This is a genomic window from Sinorhizobium sp. CCBAU 05631 (genome assembly GCF_002288505.1).
In the GTDB taxonomy this organism is placed as follows: Bacteria; Pseudomonadota; Alphaproteobacteria; order Rhizobiales; family Rhizobiaceae; genus Sinorhizobium; species Sinorhizobium fredii_C.
The window spans coordinates 3727501-3752539 of record NZ_CP023063.1 but is presented as its reverse complement, the minus strand read 5'-3'; the positions used below and the strand labels follow the sequence as shown (position 1 = coordinate 3752539).

The 25039-nt window shown below is 61.8% G+C and carries 22 protein-coding genes, 1 tRNA gene, 2 rRNA genes and 1 pseudogene (1 of these 26 cut by a window edge); 19 read left to right on the top strand and 7 right to left on the bottom strand.

The window, feature by feature from the left end; genetic code table 11:
* The first annotated feature begins 33 nt into the window (after positions 1 to 33).
* From SS05631_RS18145 to SS05631_RS18100, 10 genes are all read left to right on the top strand, one after another.
* The gene (locus tag SS05631_RS18145; RefSeq protein WP_244412255.1) at positions 34 to 1299 is read left to right on the top strand and encodes an ABC transporter substrate-binding protein; all 1266 of its coding nucleotides are present in this window, start codon (positions 34 to 36) and stop codon (positions 1297 to 1299) included.
* Between the two features lie 67 nt (positions 1300 to 1366).
* Positions 1367 to 2293, top strand: coding sequence for a YVTN family beta-propeller repeat protein (locus tag SS05631_RS18140; protein WP_244412257.1), 927 nt, complete (start codon positions 1367 to 1369; stop codon positions 2291 to 2293).
* A 35-nt stretch (positions 2294 to 2328) separates the two neighbouring features.
* A complete protein-coding gene (locus tag SS05631_RS18135; RefSeq protein WP_037422764.1) occupies positions 2329 to 2811 on the top strand; it encodes a hypothetical protein in 483 nt (160 codons plus the stop codon).
* A gap of 52 nt (positions 2812 to 2863) precedes the next feature.
* The gene (locus tag SS05631_RS18130; RefSeq protein ID WP_086022777.1) at positions 2864 to 3646 is read left to right on the top strand and encodes an ABC transporter ATP-binding protein; all 783 of its coding nucleotides are present in this window, start codon (positions 2864 to 2866) and stop codon (positions 3644 to 3646) included.
* A complete protein-coding gene (locus tag SS05631_RS18125; RefSeq protein WP_050988317.1) occupies positions 3643 to 4509 on the top strand; it encodes an ABC transporter permease in 867 nt (288 codons plus the stop codon). The genes SS05631_RS18130 and SS05631_RS18125 overlap by 4 nt, the downstream gene beginning before the upstream one ends.
* A complete protein-coding gene (locus SS05631_RS18120) occupies positions 4509 to 5138 on the top strand; it encodes a hypothetical protein (RefSeq protein ID WP_037422766.1) in 630 nt (209 codons plus the stop codon). The genes SS05631_RS18125 and SS05631_RS18120 overlap by 1 nt, the downstream gene beginning before the upstream one ends.
* 187 nt (positions 5139 to 5325) lie before the next feature.
* Entirely contained in the window at positions 5326 to 5535 is a 210-nt protein-coding gene (locus SS05631_RS18115; RefSeq protein WP_037422768.1) for a hypothetical protein, read from the top strand.
* 18 nt (positions 5536 to 5553) lie between these two features.
* Complete coding sequence (locus SS05631_RS18110; protein WP_245369159.1) at positions 5554 to 6561, top strand: ABC transporter substrate-binding protein; 1008 nt, start codon at positions 5554 to 5556, stop codon at positions 6559 to 6561.
* Positions 6558 to 7382, top strand: a complete 825-nt coding sequence (locus tag SS05631_RS18105) for an ABC transporter permease (protein WP_234820060.1) — start codon at positions 6558 to 6560, stop codon at positions 7380 to 7382. The genes SS05631_RS18110 and SS05631_RS18105 overlap by 4 nt, the downstream gene beginning before the upstream one ends.
* Positions 7351 to 8091: an ATP-binding cassette domain-containing protein gene (locus SS05631_RS18100; protein ID WP_037422770.1), complete on the top strand. Its 741-nt coding sequence runs from the start codon at positions 7351 to 7353 to the stop codon at positions 8089 to 8091. The genes SS05631_RS18105 and SS05631_RS18100 overlap by 32 nt, the downstream gene beginning before the upstream one ends.
* A gap of 21 nt (positions 8092 to 8112) precedes the next feature.
* Here the strand turns inward: SS05631_RS18100 and SS05631_RS18095 are convergent, their stop codons facing one another.
* Complete coding sequence (locus SS05631_RS18095; protein WP_037422773.1) at positions 8113 to 8460, bottom strand: hypothetical protein; 348 nt, start codon at positions 8458 to 8460, stop codon at positions 8113 to 8115.
* A 460-nt stretch (positions 8461 to 8920) separates the two neighbouring features.
* On the opposite strand from SS05631_RS18095, the gene SS05631_RS18090 reads away from it, so the two are divergent.
* The 8 genes from SS05631_RS18090 (at position 8921) to SS05631_RS18055 (ending at position 16010) form a co-directional block, all read left to right on the top strand.
* Positions 8921 to 10792 carry a methanol/ethanol family PQQ-dependent dehydrogenase gene (locus SS05631_RS18090; protein WP_050988319.1) on the top strand — a complete coding sequence of 624 codons (1872 nt, stop codon included), beginning with the start codon at positions 8921 to 8923 and terminating at the stop codon, positions 10790 to 10792.
* Positions 10793 to 10915: 123 nt separating this feature from the next.
* Positions 10916 to 11440, top strand: a complete 525-nt coding sequence (locus SS05631_RS18085; protein WP_037422775.1) for a c-type cytochrome, methanol metabolism-related — start codon at positions 10916 to 10918, stop codon at positions 11438 to 11440.
* Position 11441: 1 nt separating this feature from the next.
* Positions 11442 to 12302 carry a substrate-binding domain-containing protein gene (locus SS05631_RS18080; protein ID WP_037422778.1) on the top strand — a complete coding sequence of 287 codons (861 nt, stop codon included), beginning with the start codon at positions 11442 to 11444 and terminating at the stop codon, positions 12300 to 12302.
* A 149-nt stretch (positions 12303 to 12451) separates the two neighbouring features.
* Positions 12452 to 13579 carry an S-(hydroxymethyl)glutathione dehydrogenase/class III alcohol dehydrogenase gene (locus SS05631_RS18075; RefSeq protein ID WP_095678030.1) on the top strand — a complete coding sequence of 376 codons (1128 nt, stop codon included), beginning with the start codon at positions 12452 to 12454 and terminating at the stop codon, positions 13577 to 13579.
* An 83-nt stretch (positions 13580 to 13662) separates the two neighbouring features.
* Positions 13663 to 14238, top strand: coding sequence for an S-(hydroxymethyl)glutathione synthase (gene gfa / locus SS05631_RS18070; RefSeq protein WP_037427500.1), 576 nt, complete (start codon positions 13663 to 13665; stop codon positions 14236 to 14238).
* A 236-nt stretch (positions 14239 to 14474) separates the two neighbouring features.
* Positions 14475 to 14864: a hypothetical protein gene (locus tag SS05631_RS18065; RefSeq protein WP_037427502.1), complete on the top strand. Its 390-nt coding sequence runs from the start codon at positions 14475 to 14477 to the stop codon at positions 14862 to 14864.
* Positions 14865 to 15333: 469 nt separating this feature from the next.
* Positions 15334 to 15654, top strand: coding sequence for a hypothetical protein (locus SS05631_RS18060; protein WP_083854376.1), 321 nt, complete (start codon positions 15334 to 15336; stop codon positions 15652 to 15654).
* 11 nt (positions 15655 to 15665) lie between these two features.
* On the top strand, positions 15666 to 16010 hold the full coding sequence (locus SS05631_RS18055; RefSeq protein WP_037427505.1) for a hypothetical protein: 345 nt from the start codon (positions 15666 to 15668) through the stop codon (positions 16008 to 16010).
* A gap of 382 nt (positions 16011 to 16392) precedes the next feature.
* Here the strand turns inward: SS05631_RS18055 and SS05631_RS18050 are convergent, their stop codons facing one another.
* Positions 16393 to 17028, bottom strand: coding sequence for a response regulator transcription factor (locus tag SS05631_RS18050; RefSeq protein WP_037427507.1), 636 nt, complete (start codon positions 17026 to 17028; stop codon positions 16393 to 16395).
* A gap of 413 nt (positions 17029 to 17441) precedes the next feature.
* Here SS05631_RS18050 and SS05631_RS18045 point away from each other — a divergent pair, with 413 nt between their 5' ends.
* Positions 17442 to 17822, top strand: a complete 381-nt coding sequence (locus SS05631_RS18045; RefSeq protein ID WP_037427509.1) for a response regulator — start codon at positions 17442 to 17444, stop codon at positions 17820 to 17822.
* Between the two features lie 35 nt (positions 17823 to 17857).
* Here the strand turns inward: SS05631_RS18045 and SS05631_RS18040 are convergent, their stop codons facing one another.
* The 5 genes and pseudogenes from SS05631_RS18040 to SS05631_RS18020 form a co-directional block, all read right to left on the bottom strand.
* Positions 17858 to 20983 carry a PAS domain S-box protein gene (locus SS05631_RS18040; RefSeq protein ID WP_037427510.1) on the bottom strand — a complete coding sequence of 1042 codons (3126 nt, stop codon included), beginning with the start codon at positions 20981 to 20983 and terminating at the stop codon, positions 17858 to 17860.
* 87 nt (positions 20984 to 21070) lie between these two features.
* Positions 21071 to 22259, bottom strand: a pseudogene (locus SS05631_RS18035) (IS3 family transposase).
* Between the two features lie 186 nt (positions 22260 to 22445).
* A tRNA-Met gene (locus tag SS05631_RS18030) sits at positions 22446 to 22522 on the bottom strand.
* 88 nt (positions 22523 to 22610) lie between these two features.
* Positions 22611 to 22725, bottom strand: a 5S ribosomal RNA gene (rrf, locus tag SS05631_RS18025).
* A gap of 234 nt (positions 22726 to 22959) precedes the next feature.
* A 23S ribosomal RNA gene (locus tag SS05631_RS18020) occupies positions 22960 to 25039 on the bottom strand (it continues 716 nt past the right edge of the window).

Here is a 25039-nt window from a genome sequence, read left to right as displayed (position 1 = left end):
CGAGCAATTGCACAGATCCGACAGGCGTCGGAGATGGTGCATGCTGTCGATCGAATGGGATCAGCGGTGCGCTATGCCCTGACGCTCCTTATCGCGGTTCTTCTTGCGGCTTCCGGCTCCCGGGCCGTTGCGCAGCAGCCTGCGCCCGTCGGCAAGACGGCTCCGGCCGAGCAGGTCCTGGAACTCAAGCTGGGCTATCTCCGGGCCTATGCGCCTGAACTCGCCCTTTCGGTGCTCGACGTGCCGCCGCGTGACGAAGGCGTCGCCGGAGCCAAGGTGGCGGTGGGCGACAACAACACGACCGGTACCTTCCTCGGACAGAAGTTCACGCTCGATCTGACCGAAATAAGGCCGGACGCCGATGCCGTGCCGGCCTTCAACGACATGGTGTCGAAGGGCGCGCGCTATATTCTCGCCGATCTCTCGGCCGCGCAGCTTCTGTCGATCGCCGAAATCGCCCGCGACAAGGGAGTGCTGATCTTCAACGTCGGCGCCACCGACGACCGTCTGCGCGAGGAGGAGTGCCGGGCGAACGTCTTCCACACCGCCCCGACCCGCACGATGCTGGCCGACGGGCTGGCGCAATATCTGGTCTGGAAGCAGTGGCGCCGATGGGTGCTGGTCCACGGCTCCCATGAGCCCGACCGACTGTTCGCCGATGCGCTGCGCCGCGCCGCCACGCGCTTCGGTGGCGAGATCATCGCCGAAAAGGAGTTCACTGACACCGGCACGGCGCGGCGAACGGATACCGGCGTGGTCCAGATCCAGCGGCAAATGCCCGTCTTCACGCAGGCGTTCCCCGACCACGACGTGCTGCTCGTCGCCGACGAAAGCGAGGTTTTCGGAACATACGTGCCGTTCCGGACCTGGATTCCGCGCCCGGTGGCCGGCACTGCCGGCCTGATCCCTTCTGCCTGGCACCCGGCCAGCGAGCAATGGGGCGGCACGCAGATCCAGAACCGTTTCGCCAAGGCGAATGGCCGGCACATGCTGTCGAAGGACATGGCCGCCTGGACGGCGGCGAGGATCGTCGGCGAGGCCGCGACGCGCACGCAAAGCGCCGATCCCGAGACGCTCGCAGCCTATATACGCTCCGACGACTTCTCGCTCGCGGCCTTCAAGGGGCAGAAGCTGACCTTCCGTAAATGGAACTGGCAGCTGCGCCAGCCGATCTTCCTGGGCGACGGCCGTTCCGTGGTTTCGACCTCGCCCCAGGAAGGGTTCCTGCATCAGGTCTCCGAACTCGACACGCTCGGCGTCGACCAGCCGGAGACAAAATGTGCTCTGACGTTGCCTTAAACAGGGAGAGAGACAGGTGCTGCGAAGACTGACGTATCTTTCGGCCGGACTTGCCGTCGCCGCCAGCATGGCTTCGCCGGCCTTCGCCTACATGGTCTATGTCTCCAACGAGAAGGACAACACGGTGACTGTGGTCGACTCGTTCACGAAGGAAGTGGTGCGCACGATCAATGTCGGCCAGCGGCCGCGCGGCATTACCATTTCGCACGACGGCAAGTTCATCTATCTCTGCGCAAGCGACGACGACACGATCGAGATCATCGACACGGCCACCTACGAGATTGTCGGATCGCTACCCTCCGGCCCGGATCCCGAGCTGTTCGTCCTCTCACCCGACGGCAAGACGCTCTATGTCGCCAACGAGGACGACAATCTGGTCACCGTCATCGACCTCGAGGGCAAGAAAGTGGTGGCGGAGGTGCCGGTCGGCGTCGAACCCGAGGGAATGGGCATCAGCCCGGACGGCAAGACCATGGTCAACACCTCCGAGACGACCAACATGGCCCATTTCATCGACACGGCAACCAACGAAATCACCCACAATGTTCTCGTCGATTCGCGGCCGCGCTTCGCCGAGTTCAAGCCCGACAATTCAGAGGTCTGGGTCAGCGCCGAAATCGGCGGCACCATCTCGATCATCGACAATGCGAGCCGTGAGGTAAAGCACAAGATCACCTTCGAGATTCCTGGCCTGCGCTCGGAATCGATCCAGCCGGTCGGCGTGCGCATCACCGCCGACGGCACGAAAGCCTATGTGGCGCTCGGCCCCGCCAACCGCGTGGCGGTGATCGATGCGAAGACCTATGAGGTCGAAAAATACGTGCTCGTCGGGCAACGGGTCTGGCAGCTCGCCTTCACCCCCGACCAGAAGACGATCATAAGCACCAACGGCGTCTCGAACGACATCACCTTCATTGACGTCGCGACCGACGAGGCAATTCAATCGGTGACCGTCGGAGCGCTGCCCTGGGGCGTGGTCGTGCATCCGAACTGACGGGACGGCAAAGCTCTTTGGCAGCGGAGGAGGAAATGCAGAGCTATCGGAATTTCGCGCTTGCCGTGTTTCTCGGCGTGATCTTGTCGGTAACATCCGGTTCCGCGCAGGCAGCCGACGACGTTGATAACGACGCGACGCAGCCGGCTGCGGCCGCCGAGCAGGTGACGCGGGCCAGCAAGGACGTCCCCGAGCTGATCCTTGGATCGAAGGATGATCAGTTCACCGTCAATCAAAAGGATTTCGCGCTGATCGCCGGCCAAGGCTACCGCTGGAAGATATCGGCTGCGGGCGGTCTGGAGTATAAATTCCACACCGACCTCTTCCGCAATGTTTGGATGAACCAGATCGTCATCAACGATCTCGAAGTGCACATGAACGGCGCCCCGGCCTGGCTCGAATATGATGCGGACGGCACCATCCAGATCCAGTTCACCACCGTGCGCCCGGGTAGCTACAGCTGGTCGGTTCCCGATCTCGCCGAGAGAGGCATGAAAGGAACGATCACGATCAAATAAGGTTGGATGATCGGGCAAATGAGGTTGGATGATCGAGGAGGACGATGCCAACATGCAGCATGTGAGGGCAAACGACGGATTGAGCCTGCCCGCCGCGCTCGACGTCTCGGCGGTCGACCACAGCTACGGCCGGAAGCAGGTTCTGTCCGACATTTCCTTCGCGATTGCGGCAGGGCGCTTCACCGTCCTTCTCGGCCTGAACGGGGCCGGAAAGACGACGCTGTTCTCGCTGATCAGCCGTCTCTTCGACACGCGTCGGGGGTCGATCCGCATCTTCGGCCACGACGTCAGCCGCGAACCGGGCGAGGCTCTGCGGCGGCTCGGCATCGTCTTCCAGCCGCGCACCCTCGATCTCGACCTCAGCGTCTATCAGAATCTCTCCTACCACGCCTCGCTGCACGGCATCGGGCAGAGAGAGGCCCGCGCGCGCATCGAAGCGCTGCTGGCCCAGATCGGCATGAGCGACCGTTTGCACGACAAGGCGCGCAGTCTTTCCGGGGGGCAGATGCGGCGCATCGAAATCGCCCGGGCGCTCTTGCACCGGCCGCCGCTGCTGCTCCTTGACGAGGCAACGGTCGGGCTGGACATACAATCGCGAGCCGAGATTCTCGCGACCATTCGCAAGCTCGTGGCGACCGACGGCATCGGCGTCTTCTGGGCGACCCATCTCATCGACGAGGTCGAGGACGGCGATCACGTCGTCATACTCCACCAAGGCAGGGTGCTCGCGGACGGCAGGGTCGATGACGTCGTCCGCTCCTCAGGCGCAGGCAGCATTCGAGACGCCTTCGCGACGCTGACCGGGGTCGCTACGGCAGGCGGAGGCGCCCAATGAGCTTTCACTCTGCCGCAGACGGAATTCCGGCCGATCGCAGACCGGGCTTCAGCGCCCGCCAGTATCTCGTCTGCCTCAGGGGCATCCTCATCCGCGAAGGACTTCGCTTTCTCAACCAGCGGGAGCGCTTCGTCTCGTCGCTGGTTCGTCCGCTCCTGTGGCTCTTCGTGTTCGCGGCGGGCTTCCGTCAGGTTCTCGGCGTCTCGATCATCCCACCCTACAAGACCTACGTGCTCTACGAGGTCTATATCACCCCCGGATTATGCGGCATGATCCTGTTGTTCAGTGGCATGCAGTCTTCGCTTTCGATGGTCTACGACCGGGAATTGGGAAACATGCGGACCCTGCTGGTCAGCCCATTTCCACGCTGGTTCCTGCTGGTGTCCAAGCTGCTCGCAGGCGTCTCCGTTTCGATCCTGCAGGTCTATGCCTTTCTTGCCGTCGCCTGGTTCTGGGGCGTCAGGCCGCCATGGACCGGCTATCTGCTGATCCTGCCCGCACTGTTCCTTTCCGGGATGATGCTCTGCTCGCTCGGAATGCTCCTGTCCTCGATGATCAAGCAACTGGAGAACTTCGCAGGGATCATGAACTTCGTGATCTTCCCGATGTATTTCGCCTCGCCGGCACTTTATCCACTGTGGCGCATTCAGGAATCGAGCCCGCTTCTCCACAAGATCTGCGTCGCAAACCCGTTCACCTATGTGGTCGAACTCATCCGCTTCGCCCTTTACGGACAGAGCGACTGGGGATCGCTGTCGATCGTGGTTGCGTTCACCGTGCTGTTTCTTGGCGGCGCGATCCTCGCCTATGATCCGTCGAACGGCTTGCTCAGCCGCAGGCAGGATACGGGAGGAAATGCCTGATGCGGTGCTTGCTTCTGACGCGCATCCTGCCGGCCGCGATCGCTGCAGCGGTCGCAGGGCCCGTTTTGGCAGCGCAGGGCGGCGATCCGGACTGGCCGTGCATTCAGCGCAAGGTTCCGGAGCTCTCGCTCGGGCAGATATGGACCGGCGCCGCACTGCCGCAAACGGCCGCCGACTGGTCGAAGGATGCGGCCATCGCTCATTTGGTGACGGAGCTCTCGGCGCGCCGCGTGCCGCTGCCGGAGGCACAGCAAAAGATCCGGGAATATGCGGATAGCCTGCCGGAGGGCGAGAAGGAACGGCGCATGACCATGCTCGCGCAGGGCCTGTTCGAGCACATGAACCGGGAACGCTCGGATGTCATCGCCGGCATCGCCCGCTACGCCCACGCGCAGAGGGACATGGCGGCATTCCTGCGGCAGGAGGCGTCGGCGGTCGATGCCTTGCGAGCGAAGCCCGCTGCCGACCCGAAGGAGCTTGCACGGCGGAACGACCGGCTGGTGTTTCAGACGCGCGTTTTTCAGGAGCGCGCGCAATCGCTGGGCTTCGTCTGCGAGGTGCCGACGCTCATCGAGCAGCGCCTCTACGCTCTGGCCAAATCGATCGCGCAGACGCTCAGCGATCGATAAACCCCCGAAGCTGTCGCTCACGGCGAAGCGGGGGCTTTCCGCGATAATTGACGCTGGTTTATCGCGCGCGTATCCTTCTCATGCGGGCTTTCCATCAGGCACCTTGTGAAAGCCGGTTATCGGACTGGTGCGCCAAGCGTCTCAGTCGGCGTTGCCTCTGCGCGCGTTCGTGCGGAAAGGTGCTTAGGTGAACCTCGTCGATCTCGTCCTGACCGTCTGCATGCTGGCCGACCATACCCGTTGCCGCACCGAGCACCTGTATTTCCAGAGCCACGGATCGCTGGTCCAATGCATGATGCTGGCTCCGGCTGAGATCGCCAAGTGGTCCGTAAGCCATCCGACACTGAAGATCGTGCGATGGAAATGTGTTTTCCCGCCCGAGGAGCAGGAAATCTGACGTCCCTCTAGGAAATTGATGGAAGGTGACATCATGAACATATCGCGGCGTGCGCTTTGCGGAGTGGCTTTTCTGGCTGCCGTCAGTCCTCTGGGAATGCCTGCCTTTGCAGCGCCGTCGGCGCCGAAAGTGCGTGTGGGTGTGCTGAAATTCGGCACGGTGAATTGGGAACTCGATACCATCAAGCACAACAAGTTCGACGCGGCCAACGGCATCGAGGTGGAGGTCGTCTATTTCGCCGGCGAGGACGCGACCAATGTCGCCATGCTTGCGCGCGATCTCGACGTCATCGTTTCCGACTGGCTGTGGGTGTCGCGTCAACGTTCCGAGGGCGAAGACCTGACGCTTGCCCCCTACTCGACAGCCGTTGGCGCCATCATGGTCAAAAACGAGGCGCCAATCCGCCAAATCCCCGACCTCATCGGCAAGAAGATCGGCGTTGCCGGCGGATCGCTCGACAAGAGCTGGCTCCTGATCCAGGGACTTGCCGAGCGCGACCACAAGATCGACCTGGCCAAAGAGAGCGACGTCGTTTTCGGCGCCCCGCCGCTGCTGTCGGAGAAGGCGCTTTCCGGTGAGCTCGACGCGGTCCTGAATTTTTGGCATTTCTGCGCTCGGCTGGAGGCAAACGGCTTTCGCCGGCTGATCGGTGCCGACGATGCAGCGAAGGCCCTTGGGGCATCGGGGCCGGTCTCGGCACTCGGTTACGTGTTCCGCGACAAATGGGCGAACGAAAACCCGGATGCGGCGATGGGCTTTGTCAAGGCAAGCGCAGACGCCAAGAAGCTGCTGGCTCGGTCGGATGACGAATGGCAGCGCTTGGCGCCTATCGTGCGCGCCGAGGGCAGAGAGCTCGAGGTGCTGCGCGATCGCTATCGGGAAGGCATTCCGAACCGGCCTCTCGCCGAAGAGGAAAGCGATGCCGCTAAGCTCTATGAAGTTCTCGCGCAACTGGGAGGGGAGAAGCTCGTCGGCGAAGCGCGGCAGATGGCTCCCGGGACATTCTGGGCGGCATTGAAGACATGACGGCGGAATTCGGATCGGAAAACGGGCTGTCGGCGCGCCGGCGCGCGCGCAGGGCCCGTGGGATCGGCGCCGCCTTACCGGCGGCGACGGCCGTGGCATCGCTCGCCGCCCTGTGCCTGCTCTGGAGCCTCGCGGCCGGCATCTGGCCGAGCCGTGCTTTCCCGCCGCCGCTCGCAGTCTGGCAGGTGCTTCTCAAGGAGGCGGCCAGCGGCGACCTTGGTTATCACCTGGCAATGACCCTCTGGCGGGTCGCGGCCGCCTATGTCGTCGCCATGATCGTCGGATCGGTCATCGGCGTGCTGCTCGGCATGCACCGGCGGGCGGACGTCTTCTTCAATCCGTGGCTCGTGCTCTTCCTCAATCTCCCGGCCCTGGTCGTCATCGTACTCGCTTATATCTGGTTCGGCCTGACCGAGGCTGCCGCAATCGGCGCCGTCGCCATCAACAAAATACCCAACGTCGTCGTCACCATGCGTGAGGGCGCGCGGGCGCTCGAGCCCCGTTTCGCGGAAATGGCCACGGTCTACCGGCTCGGGCCGCTCGACCAGGTTCGCCATATACTGGTGCCGCAGTTGCAGCCCTATTTCGCCGCCGCCTCGCGCTTGGGCATTGCGCTGATCTGGAAGATCGTGCTCGTCGTCGAGCTGCTCGGCCGTTCGAGCGGCGTCGGCTTCCAGATCTATCTCTACTTCCAGATATTCGACGTTGCCGCCATCCTTGCCTACACGCTCGCTTTCGTGGCTATCATGCTGTCGATCGAACTCCTTCTGGTGCAGCCACTTGAACGACATGCAACCCGCTGGCGCCGCCGCTCCGCTTAAGGTCGACATTGCCGAGAAGACGTTCCGCTCGGCGGAGGGCGTTACGATCGTTGCGCTGCGCGGTCTTTCCTTCGCGGTGAGACAGGGCGAATTTGCCTGCCTGCTCGGCCCGTCGGGCTGCGGCAAGACAACGACTCTGCGCATTCTGCTGGGCCTCGATCGGCAATTTTCCGGCAGCTATCAACTGCCCGAAGGCGGTTCCGACCGCGTCGCTGCGGTCTTCCAGGAGCCGGTGCTTCTCCCCTGGCGGACGGTGGAGCAGAACGTCCGTCTTGCGCTCGCGCCGCGCCTCAGGGACAAGGACCTGGACTGGCTGTTCGACATTCTGGGGCTTTCGGCAATGCGGGCGCTCTATCCTTCGGAACTTTCGCTCGGCCTGGCGCGCCGCGCCGCGCTCGCCCGGGCTTTCGCCACCGAGCCCGCGGTACTTTTTCTGGACGAGCCGTTCGCCTCAATCGACGAGCGAACCGCCGACAAGTTGCGCCAGCTTCTGATGAGGGTGTGGGCGGCGAGACCCACCACGGCCCTGATGGTCACCCACAATTTGCGCGAGGCGCTTCTGCTTGCCGATCGCATCGTGGTGCTGTCGCCGCGCCCGGCGCATGTGCTGGGTATCTTCGACGTGGGCGTGCCGCGTCACGCCCGTGAGGCGGCATCGCTGGACCAGCTTGTCTCGGAGTTTCACAAGAGGTTTCCGGACGCGGACTGATTGTCCCGAGCGGGCGACGGGTCAGAAGCAGCGGACCTCCGCCTCGGCCTGCGCTCGCCTGAGTTCGGCGTCGGCGGATTTTGCTGGCGCGCTTTGCCGGAACAGAACCCCTCTTTCGCCTGTCTGAAGTCCGAGGCTCCTGAAGGTCTCGGCCGTCTCATAGCGTTCGTAAGGCATGATCGACGCTATGACGTCGATCGAGCATGAACAGCGTTCGAGGGCGGCACGCGTTTCGCCATTAGCCTTCATGCAGCCATACACATAGTCGACGACGGCAACCGTCGGGTAACCTCCGTCGGCCGATGCCGGTGCGGCGCCCGAGAGCGCAACGAGCAAGCCGATCACTTCCAAGTTACCAATCGTCACCATGAACCTCCGCCAGCTTCGTCACCTAGGACAGGTTCTTAAATTAACCTGCCGTGAGGATGTATTAGTGTAGTAAATTCTCGCATAGTATCCAATCTAGATTTGTCAAATATTAGTAACTTTCGTGTTGCGCGGCAGCATATTTTGTTTTGCGCTGCAGCATCAATTGTATAATGAACCTTGCTTTATTCTTTATGATCGCCTATTCTCCAGCGGTTTCCGGCTTCAAGCCTTGTCTGGGAGCGGCGAAGTCTCGCTTATCGAGAGGTTTGGCAATAACGGTGCCCTCTGCCGATCCGAATGAGCCGTGACACGCTGACGGAAGCGCATGTCCCACGACAAGCATGACATGCTTGGGCTGGCCTTTGTGGTCGCCTGCGGAATTGTGAAGACGAGCCTCGGGTGACTATCGACATCGGGAGGACTTCGCATGCGCATACTCGGAAAATTCGCATATCTGCCGATGGCGGCCGCTGGAGTTCTGACAGCGTCGCTTGCCGGAAATGCGTTGGCCAATGACGAACTGAAGGCCCTTGCGGCCGACCCGAAGAACTGGGCCATGCCCACGGGCGACTATGCCAATCAGCGTTATTCCAAGCTGAACCAGATCAACAAGGACAATGCTAAGGATCTGCAGGTCAAGTGGACCTTCTCCACCGGCGTATTGCGCGGCCATGAAGGCGGCCCGCTGGTGATCGGCGACGTCATGTACGTCCATACGCCGTTCCCGAACATTGTTTATGCACTTGATCTCAAGAACGACGGCAGGATCCTCTGGAAATACGAACCGAAGCAGGATCCGAGCGTTATCGCGATCATGTGCTGCGACACAGTCAACCGCGGTCCGGCCTATGGTGACGGAAAGATCATCCTCTACCAGGCCGACACCATGGTGACGGCGCTCGATGCCAAGACCGGCAAGGTCGCCTGGCAAGCCCAGAACGGCGAGAAGATCGACGGGAGCCTGTCCGAATCCGGCACGTCCGCGCCCATGGTGGTCAAGGACAAGGTCATCGTCGGCGTCTCGGGTGCCGAATATGGTGTCCGCGGCCACCTCACTGCCTACAATCTGAGCGACGGCAAGCGTGCCTGGCGGGCCTATTCGACCGGCCCTGATTCAGAAACGCTGATCGACCCGGAGAAGACGACCCATCTCGGCAAGCCGGTCGGCAAGGACTCCGGAATGAACACCTGGGAAGGCGAGCAGTGGAAGACCGGCGGCGGCACCACCTGGGGGTGGTACGCCTATGATCCGGAACTCAACCTCGTCTACTATGGTACGGGCAATCCTTCGACCTGGAATCCCAACCAGAGACCCGGCGACAACCGATGGTCAATGACGATCTTCGCGCGCGACGCCGATACGGGTATGGCCAAGTGGGCCTATCAAATGACGCCGCATGACGAATGGGACTATGACGGCGTCAACGAAATGATCCTTGTCGACGACATGGAGATCATGGGTCAACCGCGCGACGTGCTCGTGCATTTCGACCGCAACGGCTTCGGCTATACGCTCGATCGTGCGACGGGTGAGCTTCTGGTTGCCAAGAAATACGATCCCACCGTGAACTGGGCGACCGAGGTCGTGATGGACCCGAAGAGCGACCAGTATGGCCGTCCGCAGGTGGTGGACAAGTACTCCACCGAGCATAACGGCGAGGACTTCAACACCACGGGCGTTTGCCCGGCGGCGCTTGGAACGAAAGACCAACAACCGGCAACCTATTCGCCGAAGACGAAGCTGTTCTATGTGCCGACCAACCATGTCTGCATGGACTACGAGCCCTACCGGGTGAGCTACACGGCCGGCCAAGCCTATGTGGGCGCGACCGTGAACATGTACCCGACGCCCAACAGTCACGGCGGCATGGGCAATTTCATCGCTTGGGACGCGGCCAAGGGCGAGATCGTCTGGTCGAAGCCGGAACAGTTCTCGGTGTGGTCGGGTGCGCTCGCAACGGAAGGCGACGTGATCTTCTACGGCACGCTTGAGGGCTACATCAAGGCCGTGGATATGCAGGGAAATGAACTCTACAAGTTCAAGACTCCCTCAGGCATCATCGGCAACATCAACACCTACGAGCATGGTGGCAAGCAATATATTGCGGTGCTGTCGGGTGTCGGTGGCTGGGCAGGCATTGGGCTTGCCGGCGGCCTTCTGGCGGCCGAAGGTGCAGCGGCGTGGCAACAGGCCGTAGCGGGCGAGAAAGCTCCGACCGAAGAAAGCGAAGCCATCGCCACGGCGGGTTTGGGTGCGGTGGGCGGCTATGCCGCACTGGCCGAGTACACCACACTCGGCGGGCAACTGACCGTATTCGGTCTCCCGGATTGATAGCCGGGCAAACCCTGCCTGAACGAGAGCCCGTATCAGCAGAGGCTGCCGGGCTCTCGGCTTCACCAACAGAATCTCACGCCCTCAGCCATGGTCGATGGCGGTTGGAAGACGAGGTCACGCATGTCACCACGCTTCATCAGTTCGGCGCTTGCCGTGGTCCTCCTGCTGAGTGCAAGTGGCACTCTCCGCGCTGCCGAGGACAGCAAGGAAAAGGCGGCCAGCGCCACGGAGGAAGACGGCAAGCATTTCGACGCCGACGGCAATCCCACCTTCAAGATCGAGAACGGCGTCGTCGATTGGTACACTTTCAACGGATATCGCCGCTATCACGCCGATTGTCATGTCTGCCACGGGCCCGATGGCGAAGGCTCCTCCTATGCGCCGGCTCTCGCCAAGACCATGATCAACCTCGATTACGGGACCTTCCTGTCGATCGTCGCCGAAGGACGCAAGAGTGTCGTCGGCGGCAAGGAGGTCGTCATGCCGGCCTTCGGCGAAAACAAGAATGTCTATTGCTATCTCGACGACATCTACATCTACCTGCGCGCCCGCGCCGTCGGCGCTGCGCCCCGAGGGCGTCCGCCCAAGAAGGCCGACAAGCCGGAGGCGGCTACCGCCTATGAAACGTCCTGCATGGGGGGATGAGATGGCACACGGCATCCAGCGGACCTGCAGGGCTTTCATTTCCCTGGTGGCGGCCGTGCTGATGCCATGGCAAGCGCATTCGCAGAGTGCCGGGCTCGGGGCTGCCGGCGAACTGGTCGACCCGGAGACGCTGCGGGTCTGCGCCGACCCCTCCAACATGCCCTTCTCCGACGAGAGCGGCGAAGGCTTCGAGAACAAGCTCGCCGAGATGGTCGCGGCCGCGACGGGACGAAGCTCGGTCGCCTACACGTGGTTTCCCTCGATCCCGGGTTTCGTCCGCAATACGCTCGGCGCCAATCGCTGCGACATCATCATGGGCTACGCGCAAGGGGACGAACTGGTCCAGAATACCAACGCCTATTACCGCTCGTCCTATGTGCTGATCTACAGGAAGGATGGCGATCTTGCCGGCGTCGAAACGCTGAGCGACCCGAGGCTTCTCGACAAGCGGATCGGCGTGGTCCACGCAACGCCACCCTCCGCAAAGATGGCGGCGGCAAAACTGATGCGCAAAGCGAAGGTCTATCCTCTCGTGGTCGACACGCGGAACGTGCCATCGATGGCCGAGGTGATGATCCGGGACATGGTGGCAGGCGTGATTGACGCGGCCGTGGTCTGGGGGCCGATGGCGGGCTATTATGCAGAAAAGTCGAAGGTCGCGATGGCGATCGTGCCCCTAACCGGGGAGAAGGGCGGCTCGCGCATGACCTATCGGATCACGATGGGGGTGCGGCCGTCCGATCAGCAATGGAAACGCACGCTTAACACCTTCATCCGGGACAATCAGGCGGACATCAACAAACTCCTGCTCTCCTATGGTGTGCCGCTGCTCGATGAACAGGACGAGAGGATCACGCAGTGACGGCCGGCGACGTCGCTCTTGTCTCTGAGATGATCACCGGTGGTCACCGGCCAAGATTGACTGCGAGCGTCGGGAAGAGGGCTGCGTTTGGTCGGGTATACTGACGAAGCAGCCCAAGTCGATTATAATGTGCAAAGGGGGATGGAGACATGGACGTACGCGCCGCCGTCGCCACTGAGGCCGGCAAGCCGCTGGAAATCATGACGGTTCAGCTCGAGGGCCCGAAGGCCGGCGAGGTGCTGATCGAGGTCAAGGCCACCGGCATCTGCCACACCGACGATTTCACCCTCTCGGGTGCCGACCCGGAAGGGCTGTTCCCGGCGATCCTCGGCCATGAGGGTGCCGGCATCGTCGTCGACGTCGGCCCCGGCGTCACGAGCGTGAAGAAGGGCGACCATGTCATTCCGCTCTATACGCCGGAATGCCGCGCCTGCCCGTCCTGCCTCAGCCGCAAGACCAATCTCTGCACCGCCATCCGCGCCACCCAGGGGCAAGGCGTCATGCCGGACGGCACCTCGCGGTTCTCGATCGGCAAGGACAAGATCCACCACTATATGGGCTGCTCGACCTTCGCCAACTTCACCGTGCTGCCGGAGATCGCGCTCGCCAAGGTCAATCCGGACGCTCCGTTCGACAAGATCTGCTATATCGGCTGCGGCGTCACCACCGGCATCGGCGCGGTGGTCAACACCGCCAAGGTGGAGATGGGCTCGACCGCGATCGTCTTCGGTCTCGGCGGCATCGGTTTGAACGTCATCCAGGGGCTGCGGCTTGCCGGCGCCGACATGATCATCGGCGTCGATCTGAACAACGACAAGAAGGCCTGGGGCGAGAAGTTCGGCATGACCCACTTCGTCAACCCGACGGAGATCGACGGCGACATCGTCGCCCATCTGGTCAACATGACGAAGCGCGGCGCCGACCAGATCGGCGGCGCCGACTACACCTTCGACTGCACCGGCAATGTGAAGGTGATGCGCCAGGCGCTGGAGGCCTCGCATCGCGGCTGGGGCAAGTCGGTGGTGATCGGCGTCGCCGGCGCCGGCCAGGAGATTTCCACCCGGCCGTTCCAGCTGGTCACCGGCCGCCAATGGATGGGCACCGCCTTCGGCGGCGCCCGCGGCCGCACCGACGTGCCGAAGATCGTCGACTGGTACATGGAGGGCAAGATCGAGATCGACCCGATGATCACCCACACCATGCCGCTCGACGAGATCAACAGGGGCTTCGAGCTGATGCATTCGGGCGAGAGCATCCGGAGCGTGGTGATCTATTGAGCGTATCTGCGGGTCGCTGGGACCAACCGAAGCGCCACAGCACCCGAGAGGATTGGGCTTCGGCACAACAGGGAGGACACGCAATGGACAGTTCTATTCGAATTCATCCGGCGGTGGATGGCGGCATCAGGGCGGCCAGCCCGAATTTTGCCGGAGGCACGCTTGTCTGCGACTGCGCGGACAGGCCGGTCAAGGTGCGGATCGAGGGACAGATCGCCCACAACCACGCCTGCGGCTGCACCAAATGCTGGAAGCCTGGCGGCGCCTATTTCTCCATTGTCGCGGTTGTTCCGCATGACAAGGTGACGGTGCTCGAAAATGGCGACAAGCTGCAGGTGGTCGATCCCTCGGCGCTGATCCAGCGGCACGCCTGCCGCGAGTGCGGCGTTCATATGTATGGGCCGGTGGAGCGCGAGCATGCCTTCCAGGGGCTGGACTTCATTCATCCCGAGCGCTTCCAGGAGGCGGGCTGGGCCCCGCCCGGCTTTGCGGCCTTCGTGTCCTCCATCATCGAAGCGGGTGTCGACCCCAGTCGCATGGATGGCATTCGGGGCCGCCTGCGAGAGCTTGGACTGGAGCCCTATGATTGCCTGTCGCCAGCCCTGATGGACTATGTGGCCACCTGGGTCGCGAAAAAATCGGGCGCACTTTCCAGCTGATCGGCACAGGCCGAGTCGAGGCCGCCTTACAGCGCGCTGAGCAAAGCGCGCTGTAAGCGCGTTTGCACGAGCTTCGAGTCGCGCATGATAAGCCCGCAAAATCCGTGAGAATTTAAGCACGCGTTGAATTTAAAGGCAGTCGGCTATCCACAAGGAACTCTTCGCGCAGAGCTTTGTTTGGCCCCCAGAGGATAACGGACGCAGTGCGTCCCCAACAGCGAGGCGAAGAGAGCAAAATGTCGATACGTCTTGTAGCGGCTACCGCCGTCCCCCTTCTTCTGGCTGCGCCGGCATTCGCGGACTGCCGCCAGGAACTCGAGAAGCTCGACCAGGCTATCGTTTCCGCCGAAACGGGCGGTTCCGGCGGGGCGGTTACGCAGCACCAGGAAGAGGTTACCGCCGGCGAACAGAAGAAGGGCGTCGGAACGGAAATAACCGGATCGACCGGTACCCAGACCGAAGCGATATCGCCCCATCAGGAGCAGGTAACCGGAACCCGTACCGGTGAAAGCGCCGACAAGCCAAGTACCTTGGCGGCCGAGGCCCGCAAGATGGCGGACGCCGGCGACGAGGCGGGCTGTATGAAGAAGCTGACGGAAATCAAGGGCCTGATCGGCGAGAAGTGAAGGCTCGCAGGCAATGGCACGCTGACGGTTTTCCGGCCAGTGCTACTGCATGTCTCCATAAATCGACCTCGATTTAAGGAGAAAGACACTAAGGGACCGCTCCCAACGGCGCTTTCCGAAGGGCATAGCGCGTCATCTCGTTCCGCGTGCCTCCTTTGGAAGGCGCCTTCCAGCGCGGCGCATTCGGGGATAGCTGCAAACGCCGTGCGCCTTGTTCTTGGTCATCTCCATACCGCCTCCCGAAACCGGGGCATATTGTGGGCGACGCGCATTAGACCGCCGTATAGGGAACCCCCTCCTCGTTGATATCCGATCCGTACTCCCGATCAATAGTTCGGTCGGGAGCCCTGCTGCTATGCTCAGCTACATACTCCCGCGGAGAGCCGTTTCCGCCGGGCGCCATGATCAAAAAGCGGCGCTGGGGAGCGCCAGAGGCGCTGCAACGGCGGCTCAAATTGAGGTGTGGAATATGAGCAAGCCAGCAGCGGTCCTCCTTGCCGTCGCGACAGCCGTTCCGGCAGCTGCGCATGATGCGACGCCGACGGCGGCGCAGCCGAACGGATGGACCTATCCGTTCTCATGCTGCAGCGGAATGGACTGCCGCGAAATCCGGGATCAGGCGGTTCTCGAAGGGCCGCGAGGGTATGTCATCAAGCTAACGGGCGAGCTCATCATGCCGCGGGACACTCGCATCAAAAACAGCCCGGACGGGCAGTTTCACCACTGCACCGTGGCCGGCGAGCCCACGGGGCGCACCATCTGCCTCTTCGTTCCTCCGCGTTCCTTCTAGGGATTGTGACCATGACACAGGAACCCAACAGCATCGAAATCGATCTGCTCCCATTGCAGCTGTTCTCCCAGCGCGTATCGGAAGGATGGACCGCCCTGCCGGGCCATCCGCTCTACATGCCGCCCGACTATGCGCCACGGCCGAATCCGCACTCGGAAGCGCATTTGATGACATTTTGCGTTACGCCGCGGGAGCCGGCCGCGCATCAGGGGGGCCGAGCTCTGCGCGCCCCGACATCCGCCTTCACACTTTACGTCACCGGAACCCGCTTCGGCCTTTCCTGGTACTCGCTGGAGCTTGTTCGCCTGGTTGAGGAAGAACTCAGCCCTCCTGTGCAGACCTTGACCATACATTAGGGTCAAGGCGCCCATCGGGCCTTACGCCATCTTTTACCTGGCCGCGACCGGCTCGAAGCTGACGATCGCGGCGCCCTTCCTCTCTCCCACCACTTCAGAAGAGATTGATCCGCTCATGTGGTCCCCGCGGCCATCCGGGTGCTCGTTCCCGCACGACTTCCGGGCGCCGGGCTATGACCCGCAGATCGATGCCGACAAAAAAAGCCCCTCCGGGACGGGGAGGGGCACAAAGCGGGCCGATCTGAAAGCAAATGGCCCGACGGGAAGAAGTAGCCCTGAGGGTAACAGCAAGGGTCCGCGACGGCTATTGGCCAGGAGGAAAGATCGGGCACCGGCGCGGAGGGGATGACCTATACGTGAGGCCATCATGTCTTATACGAACTTATGAGCCTTGCGGATTTCCGGGCGCGAGCTTCAGCTTGTCCGCCATGCGGGCGAGCTCCGGCAAGGACTTCGCCCGCATCTTCTGCATCACCTGGCTGCGATGGACCTTCACCGTGATCTCGCTGACGCCCAGATCGCCGGCGATCTGCTTGTTGAGCCGTCCCGCCACCACCAAAGCCATCACCTCGCGCTCCCGGGGCGTCAGGCTCTCGTAACTTGCATGCAAGGTGGACAAGGCCTTTTCATTCTCAAGCCAGGCACGGTCGCGGGCGAGGCCGAGATGAACGGCGTCGAGAAGATCCTGATCGCGGAACGGCTTCGTCAGGAACTCGATTGCCCCTCCCTTCATCGCCTGCACGGACATTGGAATGTCGCCATGCCCGGTAATGAAGACGATCGGGAGCTGAATGTCTCGCCGCGACAGCTCCCGCTGACATTCAAGCCCACTTTGCCCGGGCAGGCGGACATCGAGCACGAGGCAGCTCGGCCCGGCTGGTCGACCTGAATTGAGGAGGTCGCTCACCGAGGCGAGGAGTTGCACTTCAAACCCGACGGACCGCAGCAGGCTGCCGAGCGCCTCGCGAATTGCCGGATCGTCATCGATGACGATGACGGTTGCAGGCGCCTCGGTCATGTCGTCGCTCCCCAACAGGGAGCCCGCTCTTGTTGAAGCGATCTGTCGGCGCCCGCCGCTGCGGCCTCGCGCGGAGGCGAAGCGGCAGAGCGCGGGTGACGCGATGTCAACACTCCCCTCTCCTCAGCCATTTCCGAAACGAACTCGTCTCGTAGCTCAGCATGCGCCCGAATTATCTCGGTCACAAGGCATGGCGACGGGGCTGGTGGGGCGTCGCGTTCGGGCCGCTGCGGAGCGGCATCGTCGGCACCCGCGAGCCGGGAAATTCACGCTCGTCGCGCGGACCCTTCCGATGAAGCTATACCATTGTATAGGGTGCTCTGCCTTTGTCGCCCCCGCTTGCTGCTGTAAGTTACGACCTGCTCCGTAACGCTCGATTTCAGCAAGACGCCATCGCGTATTTGGAGGCGGCAGTGCCAACCAAGAAGCCTCTCATTGCGATCGTCGATGACGACCAGTCGATGCGCGAGGCGACCACGGGCCTTATGAGATCGCTGGGGTTCGACGCGGAGGCCTTTTCATCCGCCGACCATTTCCTTGCCTTCCCCCGTCTTCGCGACACGGACTGCCTGGTTACGGACATCCACATGCCAGGCATGAGCGGGCTCGAGCTGCACCGCCGGCTCGTCGACTTGGGCGTGAGCATGCCGACCGTCCTGATCACTGCCTATCCGAACGAGAATCTGCGGGCGCGCGGGCTGAGCCCGGACATTGTCGGCTATCTGGAAAAGCCGTTTGGCGAGCAGGAACTGCTGACCTGCATCCGCTCAGCCCTGGAGCGGCATCCCAGGTGATTGAAGTCCGAACCGCTGCCGCTACAGCGATCCTTCTACGTCCCCGCAGCAGAAACGCTGTCGTCCGGATACGTGGGCAGGCAGAATTGAAAAACGGCTCCCCAGGGTTCCTTAGCTTCGGCCCATAGCCGGCCCCCATGCGCCTCGATGATCGAACGGCAGATTGCCAGTCCCATGCCCAGACCCTCGGCCTTCGTCGTATAAAACGCCTCGAACACGCGCTCCGTATCCTTCGGTTCCAGTCCGACGCCGGTGTCCTGCACCGCCACCAACGCCATCCCGGATGCTTCGGATCTGGAGGTGATGAGCAACTCTCGTGGCCGGTCCGCGACTTTCTTCATAGACTCGATGCCGTTCATCACCAGGTTCAGAATTACCTGCTGCAGTTGGACCCGGTCGCCTGCGACAGGCGGCAGGTCCTCAGCCAGTTCGGTTCGCAGCGTCACGCGGTGGCCGCGGACCTCGCCGTGAACGAGTGCTATCGAATCTTCGATGAGACCGTTCAGATCCACCTGTGCCGTGACCGTCGCCGTCTTCTTCAGGAGGCCCCGCACCCGGCCGATCACCTCGCCGGCGCGGTGGCCGTCCCGCACGATGCGCCCCAGCGTCTGCCGCGCTTCCTCGAGGTTGGGGGGCTGGCTTGCAAGCCAGCGCAGGGCGGCGTTGGCATTGGTGACCACGGCGGCCAGCGGCTGGTTGACCTCGTGAGCGATCGAGGATGTCAGGGCGCCCATCGTCGTTACGCGGGTGACATGGGCAAGCTCCGCCTGCGCCTGCTGCAGCGCTTCCTCGGCTCGCTTTCGGTCTTCGATGTCGACGAGGAAACCGTACCATTTGACAATGTTTCCGTGCTCGTCCCTGAGCGGCACGGCACTTTCGAACCACCAGCGATACTCGCCGTCCGACGCTCGGCGGATCCGCACCTCGGCCTCGAAGGGTCGCCCCGTTACCAGGGACGCACGCCATCTGGACATGTAGTGCTCGAGGTCGTCCGAGTGGAACCGGGCTTCGGGCTCCCAGTCTGCCCGCGGAACCCCGTCGAGAGACAGGCCGGTGAACTCCTGCCACCGCCGATTGATGAAATCGATGCGGCCATCGGGCAAGGCGGTCCACACCATTGCCGGAACTGTCTCAATCACCTCGCGAAGTTCCTCTTCGCTGCGCCGGGCGGCCTCTTCGGCGCGCTTGCGCTCGGTAACGTCTTCGCAGACGATCAGGATGACGGGCCGCTTCCTGATCACCATCGATCGGGCCGTCTCGCGAACCCAGAGCATCGAGCCGTCCTTGCGGATCTTACGCAGCTCCCAGCTCATCGCCTGGCCGAGATGTTCGAGGCAGGCGGCCGCATGCCGCATCACGGCGTCCCGGTCCGCCTCGTAAAAGACGTCCTGCACGGGACGGCCGATCAATTCGTCGACCGTGTAACCGAGCTGCTCCGCCCCAAAGGGGTTCACGGACACAATTGTGCCGGTCGCGTCCACCATGAAATACATCGTCGGATTGTTCTCGAATACGGCTCTCCACTGTTCCTCGCTGTCGCGCAGCGCCTCTTCCGCCCGCTTGCGTTCCGTGATGTCCTGGATCGTGCCGAACATGCTGAGCGCCCGGCCCGACATGTCCCTGGTCAGATCGCCTTGGCTGTGAACGATACGCTGCTCGCCGGTGGGCCGGATGATGCGGTACTCCAGGTCGTAACGCGACTCGCCGCGCACGGCTTCGGTGGCGGCCTTGCTCCAGCTCGACCGGTCCTCCGGATGTATCCGATCGACCGCTTCGGCGAGACTGACCGCGCCAGCGCGCGGCGCCAGCCCGAAGATGCGGTAGGTCTCCTCGGACCAGGTGAGACAATCCGTGCCGAGATCGCGTTCCCAATAGCCTACATGGGTAACGCGCTGCGCTTCTGCGAAATTGGCCTCACTTCGACGCAGCCCCTCCAGCGTCTCCTTGAGACGGGAGGTCATGAGGGTGAAGGCTTCGGTAAGCAGCCCGACTTCATCGTTTCGGCGAACCTTGGGAACGTCCCGCCATTCCCCGCTTGCTATCGCATGCGCCGCCTGCGTCAGCGCCGTCAGCGGCCGCAAGGTGCGTCCGACCACCGCAAGTCCGAGAACCACGAAGCTGGCGATGATGGCGGCGCCGACGCCGATGGAGAGAATGGCCGCGCGGAACACAGGCGTCAGGAAATCCGAAGCCGGCACGGCCGAGACGATCGTCCAGTTCAGCGCAGCGGGTTCGACCCCGTCGACCGCCGCATAGATCGTGCCGTGCTCAGGATCGCTGAAGGAAAACACGCTCGGCTCAGCCGAAGACGACCCGGCGACGGCTGGATACCGGCCAAGGTAGCCGGCGGTCGCGTGGACAATGGGATCGGTGGCCGCGGATGCCTGCAGACGCACATGCCCGCCATCAGCACCGATGGTGACGGGCGACACGCCTCCCGAAGCTCCTATCAAATGTCCGCTGGCGTCAACGATGAAGGCACGGCCATTGTCGCCGACATCGAGCGTCTGTAGGGACCTGGAAAGTTGCGTGAGGATGAGGTCGATCCCGCCCACCCCAACGAAGTTGCCGTTCTTGTCGACGACCGGAGTGGAAAGGGACGTCCCCAGAATCGGCTCGACCAGACCGAGATAGGGCTCCGTCCAATATCGCGCGCCCGTTTTCTTTGCCTCAACGTACCAGGTCCTTCCGCGTGCATCGAACGGGGCTTCCGACTTGCGCAAACGGCCGATCCTGCCGCCTTCCAATGCTTCGAACTCGCGCACGACGCCGGCACGAAAATCATCGGTCATCAGGAACACGACGCTCGAATCCGCCAGTCGTCCGACAGAAACGAGCCCGCCGGCCTCGTTGCCGAAAAACATCCAGTCGACATCGGGCTCCTCGGCCAACAAAGCATAAAGCTCCCGTGCGACCGCCTCGCGATCACGGAGCGCGACGTCGCGGCGGAGAAGATCATTGGCGAGGCGCGATACCGCCTTCTCGGCGGCGCGAACCCGATGGCCGACGTCGCGATTGACGGCTTGAGTCACCTCCCGGATCAGGCGCTCCGACATGATCGAGACGATAAAATTCCCCGTCCAAATCCATAAGCCGGCCAACACGAGACATAGAACGAGAACGACGCCTGCGACGGGGAGGATTAAGCGGTGCCGTAACATGATCCCCGAGTTCCCCCGGATTAATATTCTCCGTTGCTTATATTGCGCCCGTGGATGCGCTCCGGCAATTGACCTGCCACTGAACTTTCATCCAGCGGCGATTAGAGCCTCGGCGGTTTTCATTACGCCACTTGGCGCGGTGGGAGCAACCGGCGGAAGCGCGTAGCCTTCATCTTGCGCAGCGTTGGAGCCGGTTGCGGCGATGGTTCCGGCATAGCTTGCCGGGGTCTGATATCCGAGCGATGAGTGCGGCCGGGAATGGTTATAATCGTCTGCCCATTCGGCGATGGCGCTGCGGGCATGATCGAGACCGAAAAACAGGCTTTCGTTCAGCAGCTCGTCGCGCATCCGCCCGTTGAAGGACTCGATATAGCCGTTCTGCATCGGCTTTCCCGGTGCGATGTAATGCCACTCGACCTTGTGCTCCTTTGACCAGGCGAGGATCGCGTTCGACGTGAATTCCGTGCCATGGTCGGAGACAATCATGCCGGGCTTGCCGCGCCGCTCGAGGAGCGCCGTCAATTCGCGAGCAACACGACGGCCGGAGATCGAGGTGTCGGGGATCGCTGCCAGGCATTCGCGCGTCACGTCATCGACGATGTTGAGCACGCGAAATCTTCTTCCGCAGGCGAACTGATCATGGACGAAATCCAGCGACCAGCGGGCATTGGCCTTCGCTTCGACCAGTATCGGCGCACGCGTGCCGACGGCACGCCGCCTGGCTTTCCGCTTGCGAACCGTAAGCCCTTCCTCGCGATACAGCCGATAGATGCGGTTGACGCCGGACGGCTCTCCCTCCCGCCTGAGCAGGACGAACAGTCGCCGGTAGCCGAAACGCCGTCGCTCGTTGGCGAGGTCGCGAAGCTTCTTCCGCAGTTCGGCCTCTGACGGTCGGCGTGACCGATAGCGCACCATCTTCCGGTCAGCGGAGATGATCTGGCAGGCCCGCCGCTCCGAGAGGCCCATGACGGCCTTCAGATGCGCGACGGCTTCACGCTTGGCGGCGGGCCTTACCATTTTTTTGCAAGAAGCTCGCGGAGTGCGGCGGCATCCAGCATCTGCTCGGCGAGCAGCTTCTTCAGCTTGGCGTTCTCCTCTTCGAGCGCCTTCAGGCGCTTCGCCTCGGAAACCTCCATGCCCCGTATTTGGCTTTCCAATTGTAAAATGTCGCATCCGAAATCCCATGCTTGCGGCAGAGGTCCGCCACCTTCGCGCCAGCCTCCTGCTCCTTCAGTACCGCAATAATCTGCTCTTCCGTAAATCTCTGCTTCTTCATGCGTCCGTCCTTCAATAGGCCGGACTCTAATCCAAACTGGAGGAAATTACCCGTGGCAGGTCACCTCGATCCGGACAAGGGAGGCGGAGGACAGGTTCGGCGGGGCTTGTGCCGGCTTCAGCGGGGGTTGCGCGGGGAGGCGAACGCAAAAAGGCCCGCGCTTGGCGGGCCGTTTTGAGGACTGTTTGGTTGCGGGGGCAGGATTTGAACCTGCGGCCTTCAGGTTATGAGCCTGACGAGCTACCGGGCTGCTCCACCCCGCGTCAAGTCGTCGAATTCCGAGTTGTGTTGGCCCGGTCTTGGGAGGGGCCGGGTGTGTGCGAGAAGATGTTTTTGACTTGCGCTTTGCAGACCTGGCAGCGACCTACTCTCCCGCGTCTTAAGACGAAGTACCATCGGCGCTGGGGCGTTTCACGGCCGTGTTCGGAATGGGAACGGGTGCAGCCACCCCGCCAGAACCACCAGGTCGGCAAAGCGCAAGTTTTGCTCCCGGAGGGAGCAATTGTGAGAAGCTGGTGAGGCTTTCGCCTCTTTTTTTGAACACGTCTTTTGTCTGCCGCCCCGGCCGAATGCCGCAAGCGCAGAGCGCGTCGCGCCTTGTGGCGCGCGCCGTCCGCAGCGAAGCGATCTTCCGATCGCGACAGCGTGAGGACAGAAGATAGCATCATCAAACTTCGTTTGATGAGCATAGGCAACAAGAACGATCAAGCCGATCGAACGATTAGTACCGGTAAGCTTCATGCGTTGCCGCACTTCCACACCCGGCCTATCAACGTGGTCGTCTTCCACGGTTCTCGAGGGAATACTCGTTTTCAGGTGGGTTTCCCGCTTAGATGCCTTCAGCGGTTATCCCTTCCATATATAGCTACCCTGCTATGCCCTTGGCAGGACAACAGGTCCACCAGAGATATGTCCATCCCGGTCCTCTCGTACTAGGGACAGATCCTGTCAATATTCCTACACCCACGGCAGATAGGGACCGAACTGTCTCACGACGTTCTGAACCCAGCTCACGTACCGCTTTAATTGGCGAACAGCCAAACCCTTGGGACCTGCTCCAGCCCCAGGATGCGATGAGCCGACATCGAGGTGCCAAACAACCCCGTCGATATGGACTCTTGGGGGTCATCAGCCTGTTATCCCCGGCGTACCTTTTATCCGTTGAGCGATGGCCCTTCCACGCGGGACCACCGGATCACTATGACCGACTTTCGTCTCTGCTCGACTTGTCAGTCTCGCAGTCAGGCGGGCTTATGCCATTGCACTCGACGAGCGATTTCCGACCGCTCTGAGCCCACCATCGCGCGCCTCCGTTACTCTTTCGGAGGCGACCGCCCCAGTCAAACTACCCACCATACACTGTCCCGGATCCGGATGACGGACCGCGGTTAGACATCCATGACGATAAGGGTGGTATTTCAAGGATGGCTCCACAGGAACTGGCGTCCCTGCTTCAAAGCCTACCACCTATCCTACACATGCCGACACGAATGCCAGTGTAAAGCTATAGTAAAGGTGCACGGGGTCTTTCCGTCTGACCGCAGGAACCCCGCATCTTCACGGGGAATTCAATTTCACTGAGTCTGCGTTGGAGACAGCGGGGAAGTCGTTACGCCATTCGTGCAGGTCGGAACTTACCCGACAAGGAATTTCGCTACCTTAGGACCGTTATAGTTACGGCCGCCGTTTACTGGGGCTTCGATTCAGAGCTTGCACCCCTCCTCTTAACCTTCCAGCACCGGGCAGGCGTCAGACCCTATACGTCGTCTTGCGACTTCGCAGAGCCCTGTGTTTTTGATAAACAGTCGCTACCCCCTGGTCTGTGCCACCCCATCATGGTTGCCCATAATGGGGTCACGCTTCTTCCGAAGTTACGCGTGCAATTTGCCGAGTTCCTTCAACGCAGTTCTCTCAAGCGCCTTGGTATACTCTACCTGACCACCTGTGTCGGTTTCGGGTACGGTCTATACGGTGGAGCTATTTCCCGGGACCGCGTCCAAGCCTGGACAATCCAATAAGTCCAGACAAGTTAAGCGATCCGTCACTACCACCAGGCCCACGAATATTAACGTGGTTCCCATCGACTACGCGTGTCCGCCTCGTCTTAGGGGCCGGCTAACCCTGCTCAGATTAACTTTAAGCAGGAACCCTTGGTCTTTCGGCGAGAGGGTCTCTCACCCTCTTTATCGTTACTCATGTCAACATTCGCACTTCCGATACCTCCAGGACCCCTCACGGGTATCCCTTCACAGGCTTACGGAACGCTCCGCTACCACGTGCCTTGCGGCACATCCTCAGCTTCGGTGCATGGCTTCAGCCCCGTTACATTTTCGGCGCAAAGACCCTTATTTAGACCAGTGAGCTGTTACGCTTTCTTTAAATGATGGCTGCTTCTAAGCCAACATCCTGGTTGTTTTGGGATCCTCACATCCTTTCCCACTTAGCCATGACTTGGGGACCTTAGCTGGAGGTCAGGGTTGTTGCCCTTTTCACGACGGACGTTAGCACCCGCCGTGTGTCTGCCGACTAGTACTCCCCGGTATTCGGAGTTTGGTTAGGATCAGTAAGACGGTGAGTCCCCATAGCCCATCCAGTGCTCTACCCCCGGGGTATTCGGTCGACGCTCTACCTAAATAGATTTCGCGGAGAACCAGCTATTTCCGAGTTTGATTGGCCTTTCACCCCTAGCCACAAGTCATCCCAATCTATTGCAACAGATGCGGGTTCGGTCCTCCAGTTGGTGTTACCCAACCTTCAACCTGCTCATGGCTAGATCACTC

Excerpts from the sequence above, each read along its gene's own strand:
- SS05631_RS18145 (WP_244412255.1), top strand. The coding sequence starts at position 34 with ATGGTGCATGCTGTCGATCGAATGGGATCAGCGGTGCGCTATGCCCTG.
- SS05631_RS18140 (WP_244412257.1), top strand. The coding sequence starts at position 1,367 with ATGGCTTCGCCGGCCTTCGCCTACATGGTCTATGTCTCCAACGAGAAG.
- SS05631_RS18135 (WP_037422764.1), top strand. The coding sequence starts at position 2,329 with ATGCAGAGCTATCGGAATTTCGCGCTTGCCGTGTTTCTCGGCGTGATC.
- SS05631_RS18130 (WP_086022777.1), top strand. The coding sequence starts at position 2,864 with ATGCAGCATGTGAGGGCAAACGACGGATTGAGCCTGCCCGCCGCGCTC.
- SS05631_RS18125 (WP_050988317.1), top strand. The coding sequence starts at position 3,643 with ATGAGCTTTCACTCTGCCGCAGACGGAATTCCGGCCGATCGCAGACCG.
- SS05631_RS18120 (WP_037422766.1), top strand. The coding sequence starts at position 4,509 with ATGCGGTGCTTGCTTCTGACGCGCATCCTGCCGGCCGCGATCGCTGCA.
- SS05631_RS18110 (WP_245369159.1), top strand. The coding sequence starts at position 5,554 with ATGGAAGGTGACATCATGAACATATCGCGGCGTGCGCTTTGCGGAGTG.
- SS05631_RS18105 (WP_234820060.1), top strand. The coding sequence starts at position 6,558 with ATGACGGCGGAATTCGGATCGGAAAACGGGCTGTCGGCGCGCCGGCGC.
- SS05631_RS18100 (WP_037422770.1), top strand. The coding sequence starts at position 7,351 with ATGCAACCCGCTGGCGCCGCCGCTCCGCTTAAGGTCGACATTGCCGAG.
- SS05631_RS18095 (WP_037422773.1), bottom strand. The coding sequence starts at position 8,460 with ATGGTGACGATTGGTAACTTGGAAGTGATCGGCTTGCTCGTTGCGCTC.
- SS05631_RS18090 (WP_050988319.1), top strand. The coding sequence starts at position 8,921 with ATGGCGGCCGCTGGAGTTCTGACAGCGTCGCTTGCCGGAAATGCGTTG.
- SS05631_RS18085 (WP_037422775.1), top strand. The coding sequence starts at position 10,916 with ATGTCACCACGCTTCATCAGTTCGGCGCTTGCCGTGGTCCTCCTGCTG.
- SS05631_RS18080 (WP_037422778.1), top strand. The coding sequence starts at position 11,442 with ATGGCACACGGCATCCAGCGGACCTGCAGGGCTTTCATTTCCCTGGTG.
- SS05631_RS18075 (WP_095678030.1), top strand. The coding sequence starts at position 12,452 with ATGGACGTACGCGCCGCCGTCGCCACTGAGGCCGGCAAGCCGCTGGAA.
- gfa (WP_037427500.1), top strand. The coding sequence starts at position 13,663 with ATGGACAGTTCTATTCGAATTCATCCGGCGGTGGATGGCGGCATCAGG.
- SS05631_RS18065 (WP_037427502.1), top strand. The coding sequence starts at position 14,475 with ATGTCGATACGTCTTGTAGCGGCTACCGCCGTCCCCCTTCTTCTGGCT.
- SS05631_RS18060 (WP_083854376.1), top strand. The coding sequence starts at position 15,334 with ATGAGCAAGCCAGCAGCGGTCCTCCTTGCCGTCGCGACAGCCGTTCCG.
- SS05631_RS18055 (WP_037427505.1), top strand. The coding sequence starts at position 15,666 with ATGACACAGGAACCCAACAGCATCGAAATCGATCTGCTCCCATTGCAG.
- SS05631_RS18050 (WP_037427507.1), bottom strand. The coding sequence starts at position 17,028 with ATGACCGAGGCGCCTGCAACCGTCATCGTCATCGATGACGATCCGGCA.
- SS05631_RS18040 (WP_037427510.1), bottom strand. The coding sequence starts at position 20,983 with ATGTTACGGCACCGCTTAATCCTCCCCGTCGCAGGCGTCGTTCTCGTT.